This is a genomic window from Streptomyces sp. NPDC050433, assembly GCF_044458565.1.
Lineage (GTDB): Bacteria > Actinomycetota > Actinomycetes > Streptomycetales > Streptomycetaceae > Streptomyces.
Genome location: NZ_JBITIB010000015.1, coordinates 114,446 through 133,294, shown reverse-complemented (window position 1 = coordinate 133,294; position 18,849 = coordinate 114,446). Strand labels below are relative to the sequence as shown.

Here is an 18,849-nt window from a genome sequence, read left to right as displayed (position 1 = left end):
CCAAACAACCCCGGCGGGGACAAAACGAACGACTCCTCGCCGCCTTCGACATCCCCCCACCACCCCCCTGTGCCCCTACATCGGCGCTGCCGTCGAACTCCACGACCCCCAGCACCCCGCAACCCAGTACGCACGCGACTACAAGCAAGCCGTCGCAGCGCGAACCCTGCGCATGCCGTTTCCTCGCTGTTCACGTCGGGGGCACGCGACGAGGTGGGTACTTCCCCGTGTCGTGTCTCTGCTTCGGGCTCAAGGTCAGTGACTTCCACCTTGAGCAGCCCGGCTTCCCCGGCTCGAAAGAACCGAGCTGCGGCCCGTCACCTGATTCGGCAGTAATCCGGTGGCGCTGGACATGGCCTGGCGCCTCGACAACGAGAATTGGCGGCGGATGGCCCCCGTCGACGAGCTCGTCTGCGGCGAGGGAAACAGGAGGAGTGCAGGCGGCATGGCGCGGAGTCCGTGACCGACGCGGATGCCGCCCCGGGGCGCGGCGTCGCGTGACTCGTCAGGCGTCCGGCGTGACGGTGCGCTCAGCGGCAAACTTCCCCGGGCCGAGACCGGCCAGGATCCGGCCGAGTCGGCCCCGGCCGAACCCACGGCCTCCGTTTCTCCTACTCGTTCTCATACACCGAGGCGAACGGCCACACCCCGGAACCCACCTCGTACACAGCCGTCTTCCCGTCCTTGCCGACCAGGCGCGCACCCTGCGGCGCCCGCACCTCGCCTGAGGTCACCGGCACCTCGATCCTGGCCGTGCTGCCCGCGGGCACCCGCGCGGTGAGGCGGAACTCGTTGCCGTCCCGCCGCCATTCACTCGCAGCCTGGCCGTACGGCGTCGTGTAGGTGCCACGTGCCGAGGACAGGTCGCCGACGACCGCCGGGGCGATGCGCAGCTCGCGGTAGCCGACCGAGCCGGGGGCCTGGCCGAGGCCGGCCAGGCGCGTGGTGAACCAGGCGTCGATCGCGCCGAGCATGAAGTGGTTCTGCGACTGGCCCGAGCCGCCGTCCCAGCTCTCACCAAGTGCGGTGTTGCCCGCGAGGACCTGGTAGCCGTAGCTGGGGGACGTCGTCTGTGTGGCGATTTTGTAGACGAGCTGGTCGTGGCCCTCCTGGGACAGCACGCGGATGGCGGCCGGCAGGGAGATTTCGCCGAGCAGCAGATGGTGGTCCGCTGCCGTCACCGACGTCACCAAGTGGTCGAGCAGACGGGACCGTTCGGCCTGCGGGTGCGCACCCATGTCGAGGGCGAGCGCCTCCGCGCCCTGCCCGCCGCCGCCGAACGTCCCCGTGGCCGGGTCGTAGAACTTGTCCGACAGCGCTTGCGCGCTCGCGTGGGCCTTGGCCCGGTATGTCGCCTGGTCGTCATCCTCGCGGAGGACTTCCGCGATGTCGCCGAGGGTGTTCACCACGCGCCAGTAGCCGTAGGTGCCGGATACCGCCTTGGGGAACGTCCGGTCCGGGGTGAACCAGTCTCCAAGGGAGTAGTCGAGGATGCCCCCGGAGACCTTCTGCTCCAGGAACGTCACGTACTTCTTCATCTGCGGGTAGTACGTGCGCAGCGTTTCCCTGTCGCCGTAGGTCGTGTACAGCTGCCAAGGGACGAGGACGAACGCGCCGCCCCAGTTCGGGTCATTGCGGTAGGTACCGGAGAGTTGGACGTAGTCGGGGACCGTGGAGGGAATCAGGCCGTCTGCCGTTTGAGCGTCCGCCATGTCGCGCACGATCTTGCGGAGGTGGGCGCTCAGGTCGTAGTTGGCGGCGAGGGTGGGGAAGACCAGTTGGTCCTGCTCCAGCCACCCCAGCTTTTCGCGGCTGGGGCAGTCGGTGAGGACGCTCATCATGTTGCCCTCGACGGAGCGGCGGATCAGCGAGTGGATGCCGTTGATCAGTTCGTTGGAGCTGGTGAAGGAGCCCGCGGAGGTGTTGTCGACGCGCAGGACCTTGCCACGCACGGAGAGGGTGGCGTCCTCGGGCAGTCCCCTGATCTCCACGTAACGGAAGCCGTGGTAACTGAACTTGGGGTGCCAGGTCCGCGGCCGGGAGCCGTCGCTCGTCGTGTAGCTGTCCCACAGGGGTGCGCCGACGTTGCTGATCGACTGGTGGGCGTGGCCGTCCTTGAGGCTTTCGGCCGGGTAGGCGCGGATCGTGGTGCCCTTGGGTGCGGTGACGGTGATCTCCGGCCAGCCGGCGATGTTGCGGCCGAGGTCGAAGATGCGGCTACCGGCCGCGGCTTCGGGCACCTCGGTGGCCTTGAGCGTCTCGACGACGCGGACCGGTTCGGTCTCGCGGGCACTGAGTTCGGGCTGGTTGTCCGCGTCGGCTTCGGTGGCGTGGCCCCACTTCGAACGATCGGCTCCCGGCTTGTTCCAGCGCGGGATCTCGCGGCGAGCGTCGTAGTCCTCGCCGCCGTACCAGTTCGACGACGTCGTCGCGCCGAGTGCGGTGTGCCAGTCGGCGCCGCTGGAGATGCGGCGTACGGTGCCGTCCGCGAGCGTCACCTCCAGCTGGGCGATGAGCGCTGGGTCCGCCTTGTTGCCGTACAGCTTGCGGTAGCGGCCGGCGGTGCTGAGCTGGTTGGCGATGCCGTTGCCGAGCTCGACGGCCAACGTGTTTGCACCGGAACGGAGTTGGTCCGTAATGTCGTACGTGGCGTACTGGACGCGGTCCGCGAAGTCGGTGTTGGCCGGCTCGAGGACGGCGTCGCCGACCGGTTCGCCGTTGACGTCCGCGTCGTACACGCCGAGGCCCGTCATGTAGAGGCGTGCCTGGCGGATATCCTTGGGCAGGGTGAAGTCCTTGGCGAACAGCGGGAGTCCGGAGGGCAGGTACGGCTCGGGCGGCCGCTGCCCGGTGACGTCGGCGACCGTCGTGTACGGGCCGTCGGCGGCGTCGGCAGCGACCAGCTTGTAGTCGACGGGGAAGCCCGGTACGCGTCCGTCGTCGGTGAGGATGTCGCCGCGCGGATAGAGGACGACTTGGTCGAAGGTCTTCGTCTCTTCGAGGTCGAGGGTGACGGTGACGGGCTTGTCGCTCACGTCGGCGCTCGGGTGGGGCAGACTCGCGTATCCGGCGGCCTGACTCCAGGCGCTGTTGGTGACGCCGTCGACATCCAGCTTCGGTTCCCACACCTTGCGTTCGGTGTCGGACTCGGAGGCGGTGACTGTGGCGCCCTCGGCGAGTTCGGTGGCCGGGTCGGTGGAGTCGCGCACTGCGATCTCGGCCAGCTGCAGGCGATGGGTGAGCGCGGGAAACTCGTCGGCGAGGGGCAGCCCCAGGCGGGCGACGTCGAGGCGTACATGGCGAGCCGTGGTGCGCGGCAGGGACACTGTCACCGGCTGCACCGTGCGCTTGCCGAGCTGCCAGTCCCCGTGGGTGATCCAGTCGGCGGACCAGTCGCCCGCCTCGGTCAGCCCGGTCTCGAAGACGGCGGGCGCGCTCCATGCGGAGGCCCGGCCGGAGCCCTGCGACCAGAGCTGGACGCGCCAGTGAACGATCTTGCGGGAGCCGAGTGCCTTGCCCGCGTACGTCGCCTGCGGCACGGGCGAGTCGACCTGACCCGAGTCCCACAGGTCGGGCCGGCCCCGCTCCAGCACGGCGCGGCTGGTGGCGGCCTGCACGCGGTAGGCGTGCTGGGTGGCACCCGGACCGTCAGCGGTCAGCTGCCAGCTCAGATCGGGCGTGGTGTCGTCGATGCCGAGGGCGGTGCGCAGGTGCTGGGTGCGCAGGGAGGTGGCTGCCATGGCGCCGTGATCGGTGGCGGCCGTGGCCGGCACCGCGGAGGGTACGACGGTGACCAGGGCGGTCAGTGCCGTGGCGAGCAGGAGGGTCCGTCTGGCCATGGGAGGTCTCCGGGTTCAGGCGTGGGTCGGCGTCAGGTCGACGGTCAGGGACCGCCGTGGGCGAAGGGTCACCGGGCCGACCAGGCCGGACGGCAGCGGCTTCTTGCGTTCGTTGGACAGGGTGTTGGAGACCCGGACGCTGAGGTGGTTCACGCCGGGCTTCAGGCCTTCGGTCACGTCCACGACGTACGGCGCCCACACCGCTGGTGCGAACTCCATGCCGTTGAGGGTGACATCGGCTACCTCGCGCACCGTGCCGAGGTCGAGAAGGAAGCGCCGCCCGTCGAGGGCCGCCACGTCGAGGGTGACGTCCTTGGTGTACGTGCCGCTGCCGGAGAACAGCGGGTCGAGGTCGACCCAGCTCGCCAGGGGGCGGGTGACGGGCTCGGCGCCGTCCTTGGCCAGGGTCAGTGTCCAGTCGCCGTCGAGGGCGAGCGGTGTGAGCGGGTCGTCGACCTTCGCCGTCCCCCGGTAGGTGCGTTCGCCGTCGCTGCCCGTGAGGCGGTGGGTGCCGGGGACTTCGGCGAGAGCGCTCACGTGCAGGGTGCGCCGCCCGCGGCTCACCTGGGTGACGGGCAGGCCGTCGGCATCGGTGAGGTACGGGGCGGCCTTGGCGCTCTTGCGCACCACCACGGCGAGCGTCTCGTACGGGGCGAGGGTGATCGGCAAGCGGACGCCGTCGCGCGTGAGCGGGCCGCGGACGGGGGCGGGCCGCACCGTGCCGGTGGCCGGGTCCCACAGTTCGGGCTCGCCGTGGGCGGGCAGCAGGGCCATGGTGGTGACCGGGATGCCGCTTTCGTTGTTGAACAGGAACGCCGTGTCACCGCCGCGCGTGGTGCGCAGCACGCGGACCGCGTCGGCCGCGGGTTCCAGGACGGCGGCGGCGACCGACGCCTCCTGTGCTACGTCCCGCAGCCTCCCGATGTCCGTGAGGTGCACGGCGCGGCCCTTGCCGAAGCGGCGGATCCCCACTGCGGGGAAGAGCTTGGCGAGTTCACGAGCGAGCACCGCCTCGTCACCGTCGGCCGCGAGCGCCGGCAGCTCGCCCACGGCGACGGCGGTGCCTCCGGAGCGTACGAAGTCGGCGAGCGCGCGCACGGTCGCGGTGTCGAGTACGGGAGTGGCGGGCAGGACGACCAGCTCGTACGCCGCATGGCCCACGCGGAGCCTGCCGTCGTCCGCCTCGGCGTGCGCGAGGAGCGCCTTGTCCCCGCTGAGCGCGCCTTCGTGGACGAGGTCGAAGTCGACCTGGGCGCGTTCCAGGGCGTAGGCGGCATCCGTGAAGCCGTCGTCCACCGCGGCCTGCTGGTCGGTGGCGGTGAACTGCTCGGCGGCGCGCTGAGGTTGGAGCAGCGCGGTCCGCGCGCCGGAGGTGCCGCGCGCGAGCTCCATGACTCGTCCGATCCACGCCGAGACCGGCGGCATCGCCCACCACCAGGGGTTGCGCGGCCCGAACGGCGGCGCGAAGAAGACGCGTGTCTCGTCGGTCCACAGGGCGTGCAGCACGGTGAGGTTGATGCCGCGCGTCGCGAACGCGCCGAGCAGGGCCCGCATGAAGTCCGGGGCGATCTGCCAACCCATGTTGCCGAACGCCTCCATCAGCACCCGCGGGCGGCCCGTCTGGTGGGCAACGGATGCCGGGTTGCGCGGATCCGTCGTCGGCGTGTTCAGCTCGTACTCGGCGGTGATGCAGTCGCCGCCGGGCACCTGCGCCCACTGGTTGATCTTGTGCAGGTCACCGGTGGAGACGATGCGCTTGGACAGGCCCACCTCGTCGTACAGCGGGTTGGTGACCAGGCGTACGCCCCACTCGGCGTACTGCTCCGCCTGCTTCTGGAAGTAGCGCGAGAACCGGTCGGAGACGGCCTGCCAGTACCGGCCGCGCAGCACCCGGCCCCGTTCGCCCAGGTCGTCGAAGGCGCTCGCGTACGCGGCGCCCGGTTCGGCCCCGATCTCGGCGAGGGCGCCGGCGAGCGTCGGCGACCAGGGGCGGCGCTTGAAGGGGTGCGGCCCGGCGGAGGCTATGAACGGCTCATCGTCCCAGAAGCCCTTGATCACGTTGCCGAAGTAGCGGCCGAACCGGCGGTGGTACTCGCCCGGCACAATGTCAAGGAACAGCTCCACGGGCTCGTCGTCGAGGAGATCGGTGTAACCGCGTATGTAGCCAGAGGTGTTGTCGACCAGGTCGACGCCGCCGAACAGGTCGATCTGCCAGCGGCCCTCGGGCACCCGCCAACTGCCGCCGTCGGCCTGCTCGGTGAGCTCGACCAGTTCACTCCCGTCCTTGGAACCGGCAGGGCGTGCGGTGGCCGCGGCCGGGCGCGGGGCGTGCTCGGGCATGTCGCGTGCGGTGAAGTCACCCGCCGCCGCCGGGTCGTCGAAGACCTGGGTGTAGAGCGTGCCGCCGTCGGCCCCGGTGACCGTCAGGTCCTCCCACAGGGAGCGCTGCCCGTCGCGGGCGTACACGCCGACTCCGCCGCGCGTGAGCGATTCGTCGGTGACGGTGCCCTTGTCCTTGCCGTCGAGGGTGACCGAGCAGTCCGGGCCGCGCAGGGAGACCGCGAGGGAGTGGAACTTGGTCTTGTTGAATCCGTCGGTACGCGAGGACTTGGCGACCTGGGTTACCGCACCGTCCGCGACACGGGACAGGGTGACGACCCCGCTCTGGTCGGCCTCGACGAGCAGCCCGTCGCGCCCTGAGGACGACGCGCGTACGAGGAGACCGGCGGCGATGACGTCGGCCCTGACGGTGCAGCTGACGGTCACCTCGCCCCACTCGGCGCCGTCGCGCAGCACGGCGGGCCCGGCGAGCACGGCCGCATCGGCCACGAGCTGGCCCTTGTCCACGCCGACGCCGGTGGTCTGGGACAGGCTCACCGTGCCCGGCCCTTCGACGACCGCGGTGGACCGCCACAGACCCTTCAGACGCAGGTCGGGGCGCGGCTCGTAGGTGCGCGAACCGACCGTGCCGCCCTGGGTGATGAAGTAGCCGGCGCGGCCGCTCGGGAAGTGGTTGTCGTTGAACAGCCAGACCTTCATGCCGGTCTTATCGGCGGTCTCGATGACGTGTCCGACGACATCGAACCAGCCCTCTGTGAAGAAGGCGGGCTGCATGTCCGCGTTGTCGTAGGGGAAGACGACGACCTCGTACATGCCCTTGTCGCGCAGATCGGCCATCTGCCGCTCGACCAGTTCGTGGGTGACGGGCCCGTTCCAGTACCAATAGACGGCGGGCCGGCTGTCCCTGCGCGGATCTGCGAACCCGGCAGGGTCGAACCGGGCTGCTCCCGAAAGCCGACCCTCGGCGAACGCCGCGCCGGGCAGACCTACGGTGACCGCTGCGGCGGTGAGGGCGGACAGGGCTACGAAGTGGCGTCTGGTCACGGCCGAGTGGCCAGAGCTCGGGAACTGCTCGGAGGGATCGAGCTGCTGGGGCATGTGAGTGCGCTCCCTGTGTACGAGGAATATGGGGCCTGGCGGGGCTGAGGCGGCCGGTCAGGAACGGGCGAGCGCGCCGACGTCCTGGGCCGTCAACGCCCGGTTGTGTACGCGGAATTCGGCGACCGCTCCGTGCATATGCGGGTGGGTGGAGTTCTGCGAGCGGCCCAGGTAGTTGCGGGGCGTCGCGCCGAGCAGCAGCGCGGAGGAGACGAACGCGTCGTTGCGCCCGGCCTCGGCCCCGTCGACGTACAGCACTCCCCCACCGGAGCGGAGGGCGAGCGCCATGTGCACCCACCTCCCCGTGGGCAGCGGCGCGTCGCCGTCGATGAAGTCTTCGTCGGCCATACCGGCGATCTTCAAGGCGGCGCGGGGGCGCCCGGTGCCGGTCCGGGCGGCGAGGAAGAGATAGGTGCTCTTGTGGTAGCCGAGGTCGAAGATCCGTGCCGAGTTGACCTGGGTGTCGACGCGGACCCAGGCGCTGAGCGTGAGTTCGGTCAGTCCCGCAATGAGGCCCGGCGGCAGGGCGACATGGCCGCCCGCTCCGTCGAGGGCGACGGCGTGGGTGTGTCCGTCGCGTCCCGTGGTCCAGGAGGCCCCCTCGACGAGCTTGCCGTCGGGCGTCGCTCCGGTGGCATCGGCGACGGTGGCGCCGGTGCCCTCGTCGAGGAGGTAGCGCGCCAACTCGCGGGGACGGCCGGGGCGGGGCTCGGTCGCGAAGTAGACGTTGTAGTGCTGGTGGTGGACCTGGTAGAAGGGCCGCAGGGCGACAGCCGTGCCGTCCGTCTGCGACGCGGCGAACTGCGCTGTGTCCGCTCCGACTTGACGCACCGATGAGCGCACCAGGGACGGAATCGTGGGCGACTCGACGCTCCCATAGGCACCGGCGAGCACCAGCGGCCCGTAGGACAGGGCGTGGACGTGCGGGTTGTCGGGCGCGGGCCGCCAGGTCAGCTCGCGTGGGAAGGCGAGCTCGACGGTGTCGCCCGCGCGCCAGTGCCGGTCCAGCGTGAGATAGGCGCCGGGCCGTATCTGTGCGGAGTCGACGTCGCGTCCGTTGACCCGCACCTGCGCGATGAGCGGCCGGTCCGCGTCGGCGAGCCAGCCCGGGATGCGCACCTTGAGCCGGAAGTATGCCGCACCGCGGGTGACCGCGATCCGCACCTTGCCCGAGGCAGCCGGATATCCGCCGGACAGACGCACCGTCACGCCGGTGCTGTGCCAGTTCAGTTCGGAGGGGATGAAGAGGTTGACGTACAGCTCGGGCGGCTGCGCTGCCCCCTTCGGACCGGCCGCCGACTCGAAGTAGATGGTGTCGACGAACTTGGTGTGCGTCTCGAGTCCGGTGCCGTGGTCGCAGGAGAAGTTGTCGTAGTCGCTGCTGTAACTGCCGGGCGCGGCGCCGAGCCCGCCCTTGGGCTGACGCCGCGAGCCCGCCCACAGCCCGGTGTAGTACGTGACGTAGCCGTGCTCGGATTCGGGGTCCTGCTCGCCGAGCATCTGGTTGTACAGCGCCCACTCGTAGTGGTCCATGTAGGCGGCCCTGTCCGGGTCGCCGAGGAACAGCCCGCGGCCCAGTTTCAGCATGTTGTACGTGTTGCAGTTCTCGCAGGTGTCCTCGGACAGGCGGCTGACGATCTCGTGCGGCGGCCCGAAGAACTCCTGGTTGGAGTTGCCGCCGATGGCGTACGAGTGGTCGCGGACCACGATGTCCCAGAAGTTGGCGGCGATCGCCCGGTAGCGGCCTTCGCCCGTGGCGTAGTACAGCCGGGCGGCACCCACGATCTTGGCGATCTCGGTGTTGGCGTGCCGCCCGGCGAGTTCATCGCGCCCTTCGGCCAGCGGGCCGAAGAGGTCCTCCTGGTCGAAGCGGCGCGCGGTCCGCAGCGCCGATTCGTCCCCCGTGGCCAGGTGGAGGGCGGCGAGCACCTCGTTCATGCCGCCCCACTCCACGCGCAGTACGTTGCGCAGCTCGGCATCGGTCAGCGCCGACAGCCGCACCTCGGTCCAACGGGCCATACCCTCAAGGACCTTGAGCGCCTGTAGGTTGCCACAGAGTCGGTACTGGTCGAGCAGTCCCGCCATGATCTTGTGGATCGTGTAGTACGGCGCCCAGGGCTTGCCGCCCGCCTCCAGGTCCGCGAAGACCTGCTCGGGGAACGCCGACAGGTAGCCCTCGGTGAACCCGGCGGCGGGTCCGGCCTGCTGGCAGGCCGCCAGGGCGTCCACCAGGCAGCGGGCCTTGTCCGCGTACGCTTCGTCCCCGGTGTTCGCGTGGGCGAGCGCGAGTCCTGACAGGAGGTGACCGGTGGTGTGGCCGCGCAGCTGGATCGTCGGCGCCTCCCAGCCGCCGCAGGGTTCGGCGTCGGAGGGCAGGCCCACGTTGGCGCGGAAGGTGTGCAGCAGACGCTCGGCGTCGACGGCCAGCAAGTAGGCACAGGTACGGCGCATGTTGTCCCGGAAGGGCCCCTCAAGGAGCCGTACGTCGCCCAGCGGGAGCTCGGCGAGCGCGGGACGCACGCTGGCGGACGTGCGCACCGGGCCGGCCGCCCACGCGGCTCCCGCCCCCAGCGCGACAGAGACCGCCGCCCCGGATCCGGCGACGAAGGTGCGTCTCGTCAGGTGCTGACTGGGCATGCGGCGGCTCCGTTGCGGCGTGGGCGTACGGCGGAAGACGATCAGGAGGGATGCGGGGAGCGAGGGGACAGCAGGACGGGCCAAGGATGATCGGCGACCGGGATTCGGCCGGCACATGGAGGCGTGAGCAAGCCACCTCACCCGCCGACGTAATCCGTATCGTTGAATCGTTTCGTATCGCGCCGACGGCCACTCTGCGCGAGGCGACACCGCCCGTCAAGACGCTTGCACCGGGATAGTTGTCGACCACCCCTTGTCTGCCGCCACGCCGCAACGTAGGTTCCACCCGCACTGATTGAATCGTTCAATCGCCCACCTCGGCAAGGAGAGCCATGAGTCTGCGACGCCGGACACTGCTGAGAATGGGCGCCCTGGCAGGCGTCGCGACGGCTCTGCCCTGGCACACCGCGACAGGGGCCGCCGCGGCGGACTTCGCGGCCGGCGCCGCCTTCGACCTGCGCGACCCGGCGTCCGCCGTGCGGGCCAAGTTCCGCTGGTGGTGGCCCGACGCACTGGTCGACACCGGTGAGATCGCCAGGGAGGTGCGGGCGATCGCCGACGCCGGGTTCGGCGGTGTGGAGATCGCGGCGGTCACCCACAGCATGACCCAGCAGCTGGACACGGTCCGCTACGGCTGGGGCACCACGGCCTGGCGCGCCGCCATCGAGGCCGCCCTGCGCGAGGCCAAGAAGCGCGACGTGCTGGTCGACCTGACCATCGGCCCGGCCTGGCCCGCCGCTGTTCCCTCCATCACGCCCGACAGCCCGGCCGCGGCGAAGGAACTCGCCCACGGACTCACCACCGTAGCCGCGGGATCGACGTACGAGGGTCCGCTGCCGACAGCCGAGGAGCCCGAGCCGGGCGTGACGGAGCAGCGGCTCTTCCTCGTCCAGGCCGTCCGTGTGTCGGCGGGCAGTTCACCGACGGCCGAGCCGGTGCGCCTGGACCAGGCGACTGTCACCGATCTCGCCACGCATGTCGACGGTGGCCGTGTGTCCTGGACGGCGCCCGACGACGGGGGCACCTGGCTGATCGTCGCGTACTGGGAGCGCGGGTCCGGCCAGCGCCCGGAGGGAAGGAACCACACCACTCCCCTCTCCTACGTTGTCGACCACTTCAGCGACGTCGGCACCGGCGCGGTCACCGACTTCTGGGAGGAGCACATCCTCACCCCCACGATCCGCTCGCTCCTGCGCGAGACGGGCGGGGCCCTGTTCGAGGACTCCATCGAGATGGAGACCGAGGCCACGCTGTGGACCCCCGCACTGCCGGCGGAGTTCGAACGCCGCATGGGCTACTCGCTGCTGCCATATCTGGCCGCGTTCGTGGAGAAGCACGAGGACCACGTCTTCAGTTTCGAGCCGACCCTGGACAGGGGGGTCCGCCGCGACGTCATGGAGGTCGTGACCGAGTTGTACGTCGATCATCATCTGCGTCCCCTGCAGATGTGGGCGCACTCGCTGGGCCTCCAACTACGCATCCAGCCATACGGCTTGGAGACCGATGCCATCTACAAGTCGGCGATCCTGGACGTCAGCGAGGGCGAATCGCTCGGCTTCAAGAACCTGGACGACTTCCGGTGCCTGGCGGGCGGCCGAGACATGGGCGGCAGGCGCATCGTGTCCAACGAGGCCGGTGCCACCGCCGGCGGCGCCTACGCGACGACCTGGGCCGACACCCTCAAGAAGCTGGTCACGCAGTACGCGGCCGGCGTCAACCAGGCCGTCTTCCACGGCTTCGCATACGCCGACGCGCCGGGCGCCGAGTGGCCGGGCTTCGCGGCGTTCTCACCGTACTCGGGCGCAGCCGGATACGGCGAGGCATGGGGTCCGCGCCAGCCGGTGTGGCGGCACACGCCGGCGGTCGCCGACTTCCTCGGCCGCCTGCAGCTCGTGCTGCAGACCGGCGTCAACAAGGTCGACGTCGGGATCCTGCGGCAGAAGGGCTACGCCGGTTCCGGACTCGGCGCCCCCTGGTTCTCCGGCGAGGGCGTACCGGTCGGCTGGACGCACACGTTCCTCAGCCCGCGCCTGCTCGATCTGCCGTCGGCCGTCGTACGCGACGGGCGCCTCGCGCCGGACGGGCCGGCGCTCAAGGCCCTCGTGGTCGACGGCGACGTCATGGCCGGCCGGGAGCACACGCTGGAGCTGGGCGTCGCCGAGAAGCTGCTCTCGTACGCGAAGGCCGGCCTGCCCATCATCCTCATCGGCGACTGGTCCAACGCCCGCGTCCCCGGCATCTCCCGCCCCGGCGGCGACGCGCGGCTGCGTCAACTCCTTGCGGACCTGGGCAAGTTGAAGTCGGTCCACATCGTGGCCGACCGCCCCGACGTGCCCGAGGCCATCGCCGCGCTCGGGCTGCGCCGCGACGTCGAGTACGCCCAGTCGTCCATGCTGCTGCACAGCCACCGCGCGACCGTCGAGGCCGACTGGTTCTATTTCGCCAACGACGCGGTGAGCAAGAAGGGTTCGACCGGTACCCGCATCACCCATGACGTCACGCTCACCACCGGGGTCAAGGGCGCGGTCCCGCGCCGCCTCGACCCGTGGACGGGCACGCTCACCCCGATCGCCCTGTACACCCGCACCGGCGACGGCCGCATCCGCCTCACCGTGGACCTCGAGCCCGGTGCGGTCACCGTCGTCGTGCTGGCCCGGCCCACCCGGGACACCCCCCGACGGCACGCCACCGCCACGCAGGCCGACTCCCTCCACGTGCGCGATGGGGGCCGCCTCGAAATGCGCGCCGCGGCGGCCGGAACGTACACCACCACGTTCGACGACGGGCGGAGCACGAACACTGTCATCGGCGCGCTACCGCAGCCCGTCGCGCTGACCTCCTGGACGCTGACCGTCGACGACTGGCGCCCCGGGGCGAGCGCCACCGAGACGGCCCACGAGCAGCACGTCGTCCAACTGGACGCCCTCGCGCCCTGGTCGAAGATCCCCGGCCTGGAAGACGTCTCCGGTGTGGGCCGCTACCGCACCACCGTCGTCCTGGGCGACGACTGGTCCGAAGAGCACGGCGCGCTGCTTCACCTGGGCGGCGTCTTCGATACGTTCCGCGTACTCGTCAACGGCCGCGAGCTGCCGCCGCTGGACCAGCTCGCCCGGGTCGCCGACCTCGGCACCCGGCTGCGGCGGGGCGCCAACACCATCGAGGCGGAGGTGGCGACGACCCTCCTGAACCGGCTGCGGGTCGCCCGCCCGTCCGTGTTCGGGGCCGGCAAACGGCAGGACTACGGGCTCATCGGCCCGGTACGGATCGTGCCGTACGGGCGGGGCACCGTGCAGGCGTAACAGGGCACCCCGCACCGGAAAGACCATCGGCGGCCAGGGTGCCCATGGTGCGGGCCGGCCGGCGAACCGACGTCGGCGGCACGGTGGCGGCCATCACGCTGCGGACCCCGGCGGTGGCGGTCACCGGCGCCCACAGGCGGGGCTGCCGCAGCGCACGCTCGGCGGCCCGGCGAGCGACGACTCGGGCTGCCCCGCGACCGCCACCGCGATGCCCTACTTCCAGTGGGACAACCGCGGCGACGGCGCGATGCGGGTATGGATGCCGCTGCGCGACCGACGGTCCGCTTCCGGCTCCGTGTGACGTGACGTTCCGCCGCTTCCCCGGGTCAGCGACCCGTCTTCGCGGCGGTCAGACGGTACCGGCCGCCCCGGCGAGTGCCGAAGGACACCACGCACTCCTCGGGCCGGTCGGCCCCGGCGCCCTCGACGTCCACCGGGTGCGGGGTGCGGACACGCACCGGGTTGCCGAGCAGGGAGCGGATCTCGACGTGCGTGATCCCGTCGGCCGTCCACGCGAGGTCGACCTCGAAGCCACCGCGGGAGCGCAGTCCGCGGAAGGATCCGGTGGGCCACGCCTCGGGCAGCGCCGGCAGGAGGTCAATCTCGTCGGCGTGGCTCTGCAGCAGCATCTCGGTGATGCCGGAGACGCCGCCGAAGTTGCCGTCGATCTGGAACGGCGGGTGCAGGTCGAAGAGGTTGGGGGCCGTGCGCGCCGGGGTGAGCAGGTCCGACAGGTGCTTGTAGGCGCGCGCCGGTTCCAGCAGTCTGGCCCACATGTTGATCTTCCAGGCGAGGGACCAGCCCTGCCCCGCCGTTCCCCGCAGCTCCAGGCTCTTCACCGCCGCCGCGGCGAGTTCCGGGGTCGTGCGCGGGTTGATCTGCCCGCTCGGGAACACCCCGTAAAGGTGGGAGACATGGCGGCTCCGCACCAGCGCCGCCTCCTCCCAGTCCTCCAGCCACTCCTGGATCTGGCCGAGGTAGCCGATCCGCGTGGGCGCGAGGCGGTCGCGGATCTCGGAGACCCGTTCGACGAAGCCGGCATCGCGGTGCAGCACCTTCGCGGCCTGCCGGTAGGCGTCGAACAGGTCGCGCAGGAGCTGCATGTCCATGGTGGGGCCGACGCAGATACTGACGCTTTCGCCCTCGTCCTGGTGGTGGGTGACCTCTGGGGACTGTGAGGGGTTGGTGACGAGCCATCCGGTCTTCGCGTCCACGACCAGCGTGTCGAGGAAGAACTCCACCGCGCCCTTGATCACCGGATAGTTGCGGATCAGAGCGCCCGTTTCACCGGTGAAGCGGTAGTGGTCCCAGAGCATCACGCACAGCCAGGCGCCTCCGGTCGGCCACATGCCGTACTGCGCGGCGTCCACCGGCGCGGTTCCCCGCCAGCCGTCCGTGTTGTGGTGCAACACCCAGCCCGGCGCGTCGTACATCGCCTTGGCGGTGCGGGTGCCGGACTCCGCCAGCTCGTGGACCATCTGCACGGCGGGGTCCCAGCACTCCGCCAGGTTGGCGGGCCCCGCGGGCCAGTAGTTCATCTCGAAGTTGATGTTGACGGTGTACTTGGATTCCCAGGCCGGGTTCAGGCTGTCGTTCCACAGGCCCTGGAGGTTGGCGGGCTGCCCCGGCGACCGGGAGCAGGAGGCCAGCAGGTAGCGGCCGTACTGGAAGTAGAGGGCGGCCAACTGCGGGTCCTTGCCGTCGGCGAAGAGCGGGATGCGCTGGTCGGTGGGCAGGCCGGCGCGCTCCGACGGGCCCAGGTCGATGCCGACCCGGGAGAACAGCCGCCGGTAGTCGGCCACGTGCCTGGTGCGCAGGTGCTCATACCTTCGCTTCGCGGCCGGGTCGAGGTGGCGGCGGGCTCTGGCCTTCGGGTCGGCGCCGGCATCGAGGTAGTTGCGGTAGCTGGTCGCCATGGCGATCAGCAGGGTGACCGAGTCGGCGCCCTCGACGGTCAGCGCCCCCTGGTCGGTGGAGACCCGTCCGCCCTCGGCCTCGGCACGGGCCAGTGCGCGGAAGTGCACGGAACCGGGCAGGCCGTACCAGTCGCCGCTGACTCCATCGAGCGCGATGGTGTGAGCGTCCACCGCGGAGTCGGTCGACCGTTGGGGGGTGGTGAAGCGAGTGGTGAAGCCGATACTCCCTGGAGTGTCCGTGGTCATCCGCACGACGACGACCTGGTCGGGGGTGCTGGCGAAGACCTCGCGCACATGGCGTACGCCGCCGCGCGTGTAGCTGGTGCGGGCGACCGCGGTCTCCAGGTCCAGCTCACGTTCGTAGTCGGTCACCTCGCCGGTTCCGGTGAAGGCGAGTTCGAGATCGCCGAGCACCTGGTAGGCAACCTGCTCCGAGGGGCTGCCGATGAACTTGGTGTCGATCAGCCGCTGCGCCTGGTTCCACTTCTCCTCCACGACCAGGCGGCGGATCTCGTCCAGGTGCTCCCCTGCGCCGGGACGGATGTAATCGTGCGGACCGCCGGCCCACACGCTGTCCTCGTTGAGCTGGAGCCGTTCGGTGTCCGTTCCGCCGAAGACCATGGCGCCGATCCGGCCGTTGCCGACCGGCAGTGCCTCCAGCCACTCCGCCGCCGGGGCCTGGTACCACAACCGCATCGGGTGGGTTCCGGTCCCGGTGGCCGACGGCGCGGTGGTGTCCGCCGCACCGATTGCCGCCTGTGCGACTCCGGTACTCAGCGCGGTCGCCGCCGCGGATGCTCCGGCCACGGCCAGGACGTGTCGTCGGGACAGCTCAGACATGGTGTGCCTCCAGGTGCGTCGTGCGGGCAGTTGGAGCGCAGGCCCCGGCAGGGCACCCGTGACCGGGTGCGGCGCCTGCGCGATGTGCCGGGCGTGGTCGTGGTGGTTGCGGCGCCGGTCGCCTCCGCCGGCGCGGTCGCAGCCAGGCGCGCTCCACGGTGTTCAGGGTGTCTGCGGCAGAAGCCCTGCCAATGGCTGTCGCTCCGCCGGTCGGGCGTCGGGTCGGGGCCGGACCGTCGCGTGTCCGGCGGCGTGGGCGTGCCGATCGGTGGGGCGGCGGCGCGGGTGCGTCGCCCCAACCGATCCCCCCCATGGGGGTACGGGCCGGTCCGGCCGGTCCGTTTCCGGCTCCGGCGGCCGGGCCCGTACCTCTCGTGGAGGTGTCCGGTCAGCGACCGGTCACTGGGTGTCGCCCTCGGGCAGCGGGTACGGGAAGGAGTCGGTGACGCCGATCTTGTCGTACTCCATCTTCGAGGCGTCGTAATCGGCTTCCCAGTTGGCGTTCTTCACGTCGTTGCACTGGTAGCTCTGGTACTTCTGGTCGGTGACCTGGCCGACTTCGATGTCCTCGAAGCTGAAGCCGCAGCCGCCGGCGTCCATGTGCACGCCACGGGTGCCGCTGTCCGGCATGGAGGCGTCCGGAAGCACATCGCCGATGACGACCTGTCGCACATGGTTGTCGATCGTGTGCGGCTCGACGTTGCTGATGCCATAGGTGTAGAAGGCGCCCATGTCACCGCTGTCCAGGCCGGCTTCTTCGATGCGCAGGTACTCGAAGGTGTTGTTCCGGGCGTAGTTGTCCGCGGGTGCGACCTCCGGCCGTACTTCGAGGCTCACGCCGTAGCGGGCGCTGTGCTTGATGTGGCTGTGGCTGATCGTGTTGTTGCCGGTGCCGAGGAGTTCGATGCCGGAGGCGTCGCCGGGCACCAGTTCGCCGTAGTGGGTGATGTAGTTGTTGGTCAGCAGGTGGCCGTTGGAGGTGCTGCCCTCGCCCGGGTACGGTCCCTCGATCTTGATGCCGTCGCCGCCGATGTTCTCCAGCAGGCTGTCGCGGACCGTCAGCCCGTCGTTGGCGAACAGGGCGTACACCGCGTGGTACCCGGTGTCGGACAGGTGCAGCCGGGACAGGGTGATGTCCTTGCTGTTGGTCACGGTGACGGCACCGAAGCGGTTGCGCGGCATCTCGATCTGCCGGTCGTACTCGGGGTACTTCTGCGGCTCTCCGGAGTCGCCGTCACTGATCCAGCCGTAGCGGTACCAGTCGACGAAGTCGGTGTACTGGAGGGAGAGTCCGTCGAGGCTGATGTCCTTCACCCGGCGGTCCGGGTCGGCGCCGGCCAGGTTGAACAGGGTCTTCACCGTGGGCCGCAGTACGACGGCGTCGTCGATGTCGCCGCGCGGCTTGTAGTAGAGGTGCCCCTTCTTGAAGTCCATGTAGTACTCGCCCGCCTGGTCCAGGAAGTCGAGCGAGTTCTGCAGGAAGTACCTTGATCCGCCCCGGGAGTTGATGAGCGCGTACCGGGTCCAGTACTTGAGCGTCATCTGGTTCTTCGCCGGGTTCCAGTCCCGGATCGGGACGGTGTCGGTGAACCAGCTCCAGCTGCCGCCCGACCAGACGACGGCCTGGGCGTTGGAGAGGTCCCACTTCGCGTCCCACTCACCGGGGTTGGAGTAGAGCCACTGGCGCACGGCCTCCTTCTCCGGCTCCTTGAGCACGGAGGTCATGTAGGGCGCCCACGCGTCGTCGGACTTGCGGTTGGGGTAGCGGGCCGTGGTGGCGCGCTTGCCGTCCTCGAAGAGGGTGTAGAAGGGCTTGTCCGTTCCGACGTCGGCGCGGTAGACGCCGTCCTTGTACTCCTCCCAGCCGGTGACCGGAGCGGCGCCCATCACCCGGGCCTTGCCGACGCCGTCGTAGGAGCGGTAGACGACCTTGTGCCCGTCGGCGCCCGAGTCGCGGTCGTCGAAGTCGATGGTCCTGCTCACCGGGTAGTCGCCGGCGCGCAGGTTGACGTTGATGTCGCAGTTCATCCGGCCGGCGCGGTTGAGGCCATTGTCGCGGATGTGGTCGCGTGCGCCTTCGATGGTCTTGAGGGGCTGGCTCTTGGCGCCCTTGGCCTTGTCGTTCCCGTTGGGCGCGACGAAGACCTCGGTGGGCGTGCAGCCGGCCGGCTTCGCGTTCGCGTCGGGGACGTTCAGCGTCGCGCCGCTGACCAGCAGGGCGCCGGCCGCGAGCAGCAGCGGAAGTCTTGACCTTCGTCGTACGAAGGTGGTGATGGGCATGGAGCCTCCTTGCCACGCGTGTGGCGTGGCTTCGTCGTTCGGCCGTGGACGCGTGGACGACAGGTGAGGGCAGAGGTGGGTGCCGGACCGGCACATGCTCGTGTGCGGCGGAGACGATGCCCGCGTACGTCGTCGGGGCACCACGTTCGGCCTGTCGTCGCTCGCGGTCACCGGTGAGCAGGCGCACTCGGCCCGGCGCGCGGGCACGTCATGGACGCGGGAGAGAATCCGGCCGGTTGTGCGCGAGTACGGCGGTGCCGTCACGCGGGCCGTCTGTCATTGCCGGGGGCCGCCGGCCCCGTCGGTCGGTGCCAGGTCTTCCGGGCTCGGGGGCCCGGTCCGGAAAGGGTGTTCAGGAGTGGACGAACGAGGTGGCGCGGGCTCTGTCGGCCTCACTCCCCCGGTCCGTCGATCACGCAACGTTTCCTCCTCGGCGGGCATCGGTGAGCACGATCCGGTGGGTCACTGATCGAGCACGACAAGTAAGGTGTTCGCCCCCGGGCCCCGTCAATACGCGGGCGTGAACAATAAGTTGATGCGTGGGGGGCAGGCGCCGTCCCTGCCCTCCGAGTCATAAATCCACGCTTCCATGGAGTGGCG

7 protein-coding genes are annotated in these 18,849 nt (G+C 70.3%); 2 read left to right on the top strand and 5 right to left on the bottom strand.

The features are described from left to right. Positions 1 to 611 precede the first annotated feature (611 nt). The 3 genes from ACIBLA_RS20045 to ACIBLA_RS20035 are packed head-to-tail and all read right to left on the bottom strand — an operon-like array spanning position 612 to position 9,914. Positions 612 to 3,839 (bottom strand): family 78 glycoside hydrolase catalytic domain, encoded by a 3,228-nt coding sequence (locus ACIBLA_RS20045; protein ID WP_399199325.1) that lies wholly within the window; start codon positions 3,837 to 3,839, stop codon positions 612 to 614. Positions 3,840 to 3,854: 15 nt separating this feature from the next. Next, the gene (locus tag ACIBLA_RS20040) at positions 3,855 to 7,277 is read right to left on the bottom strand and encodes a glycosyl hydrolase (protein WP_399199324.1); all 3,423 of its coding nucleotides are present in this window, start codon (positions 7,275 to 7,277) and stop codon (positions 3,855 to 3,857) included. A 57-nt stretch (positions 7,278 to 7,334) separates the two neighbouring features. After that, on the bottom strand, positions 7,335 to 9,914 hold the full coding sequence (locus tag ACIBLA_RS20035) for a beta-L-arabinofuranosidase domain-containing protein (RefSeq protein ID WP_399199323.1): 2,580 nt from the start codon (positions 9,912 to 9,914) through the stop codon (positions 7,335 to 7,337). Between the two features lie 332 nt (positions 9,915 to 10,246). Here ACIBLA_RS20035 and ACIBLA_RS20030 point away from each other — a divergent pair, with 332 nt between their 5' ends. Further along, a complete protein-coding gene (locus ACIBLA_RS20030; protein WP_399199322.1) occupies positions 10,247 to 13,213 on the top strand; it encodes a glycosyl hydrolase in 2,967 nt (988 codons plus the stop codon). A 25-nt stretch (positions 13,214 to 13,238) separates the two neighbouring features. After that, complete coding sequence (locus ACIBLA_RS20025) at positions 13,239 to 13,514, top strand: hypothetical protein (protein WP_399199356.1); 276 nt, start codon at positions 13,239 to 13,241, stop codon at positions 13,512 to 13,514. Positions 13,515 to 13,539: 25 nt separating this feature from the next. Here ACIBLA_RS20025 and ACIBLA_RS20020 read toward each other — a convergent pair whose 3' ends face one another. Then, entirely contained in the window at positions 13,540 to 15,969 is a 2,430-nt protein-coding gene (locus ACIBLA_RS20020; protein ID WP_399199321.1) for a glycosyl hydrolase family 95 catalytic domain-containing protein, read from the bottom strand. 399 nt (positions 15,970 to 16,368) lie between these two features. Next, a complete protein-coding gene (locus tag ACIBLA_RS20015) occupies positions 16,369 to 18,249 on the bottom strand; it encodes a right-handed parallel beta-helix repeat-containing protein (protein ID WP_399199320.1) in 1,881 nt (626 codons plus the stop codon). Between the last annotated feature and the right edge of the window lie 600 nt (positions 18,250 to 18,849).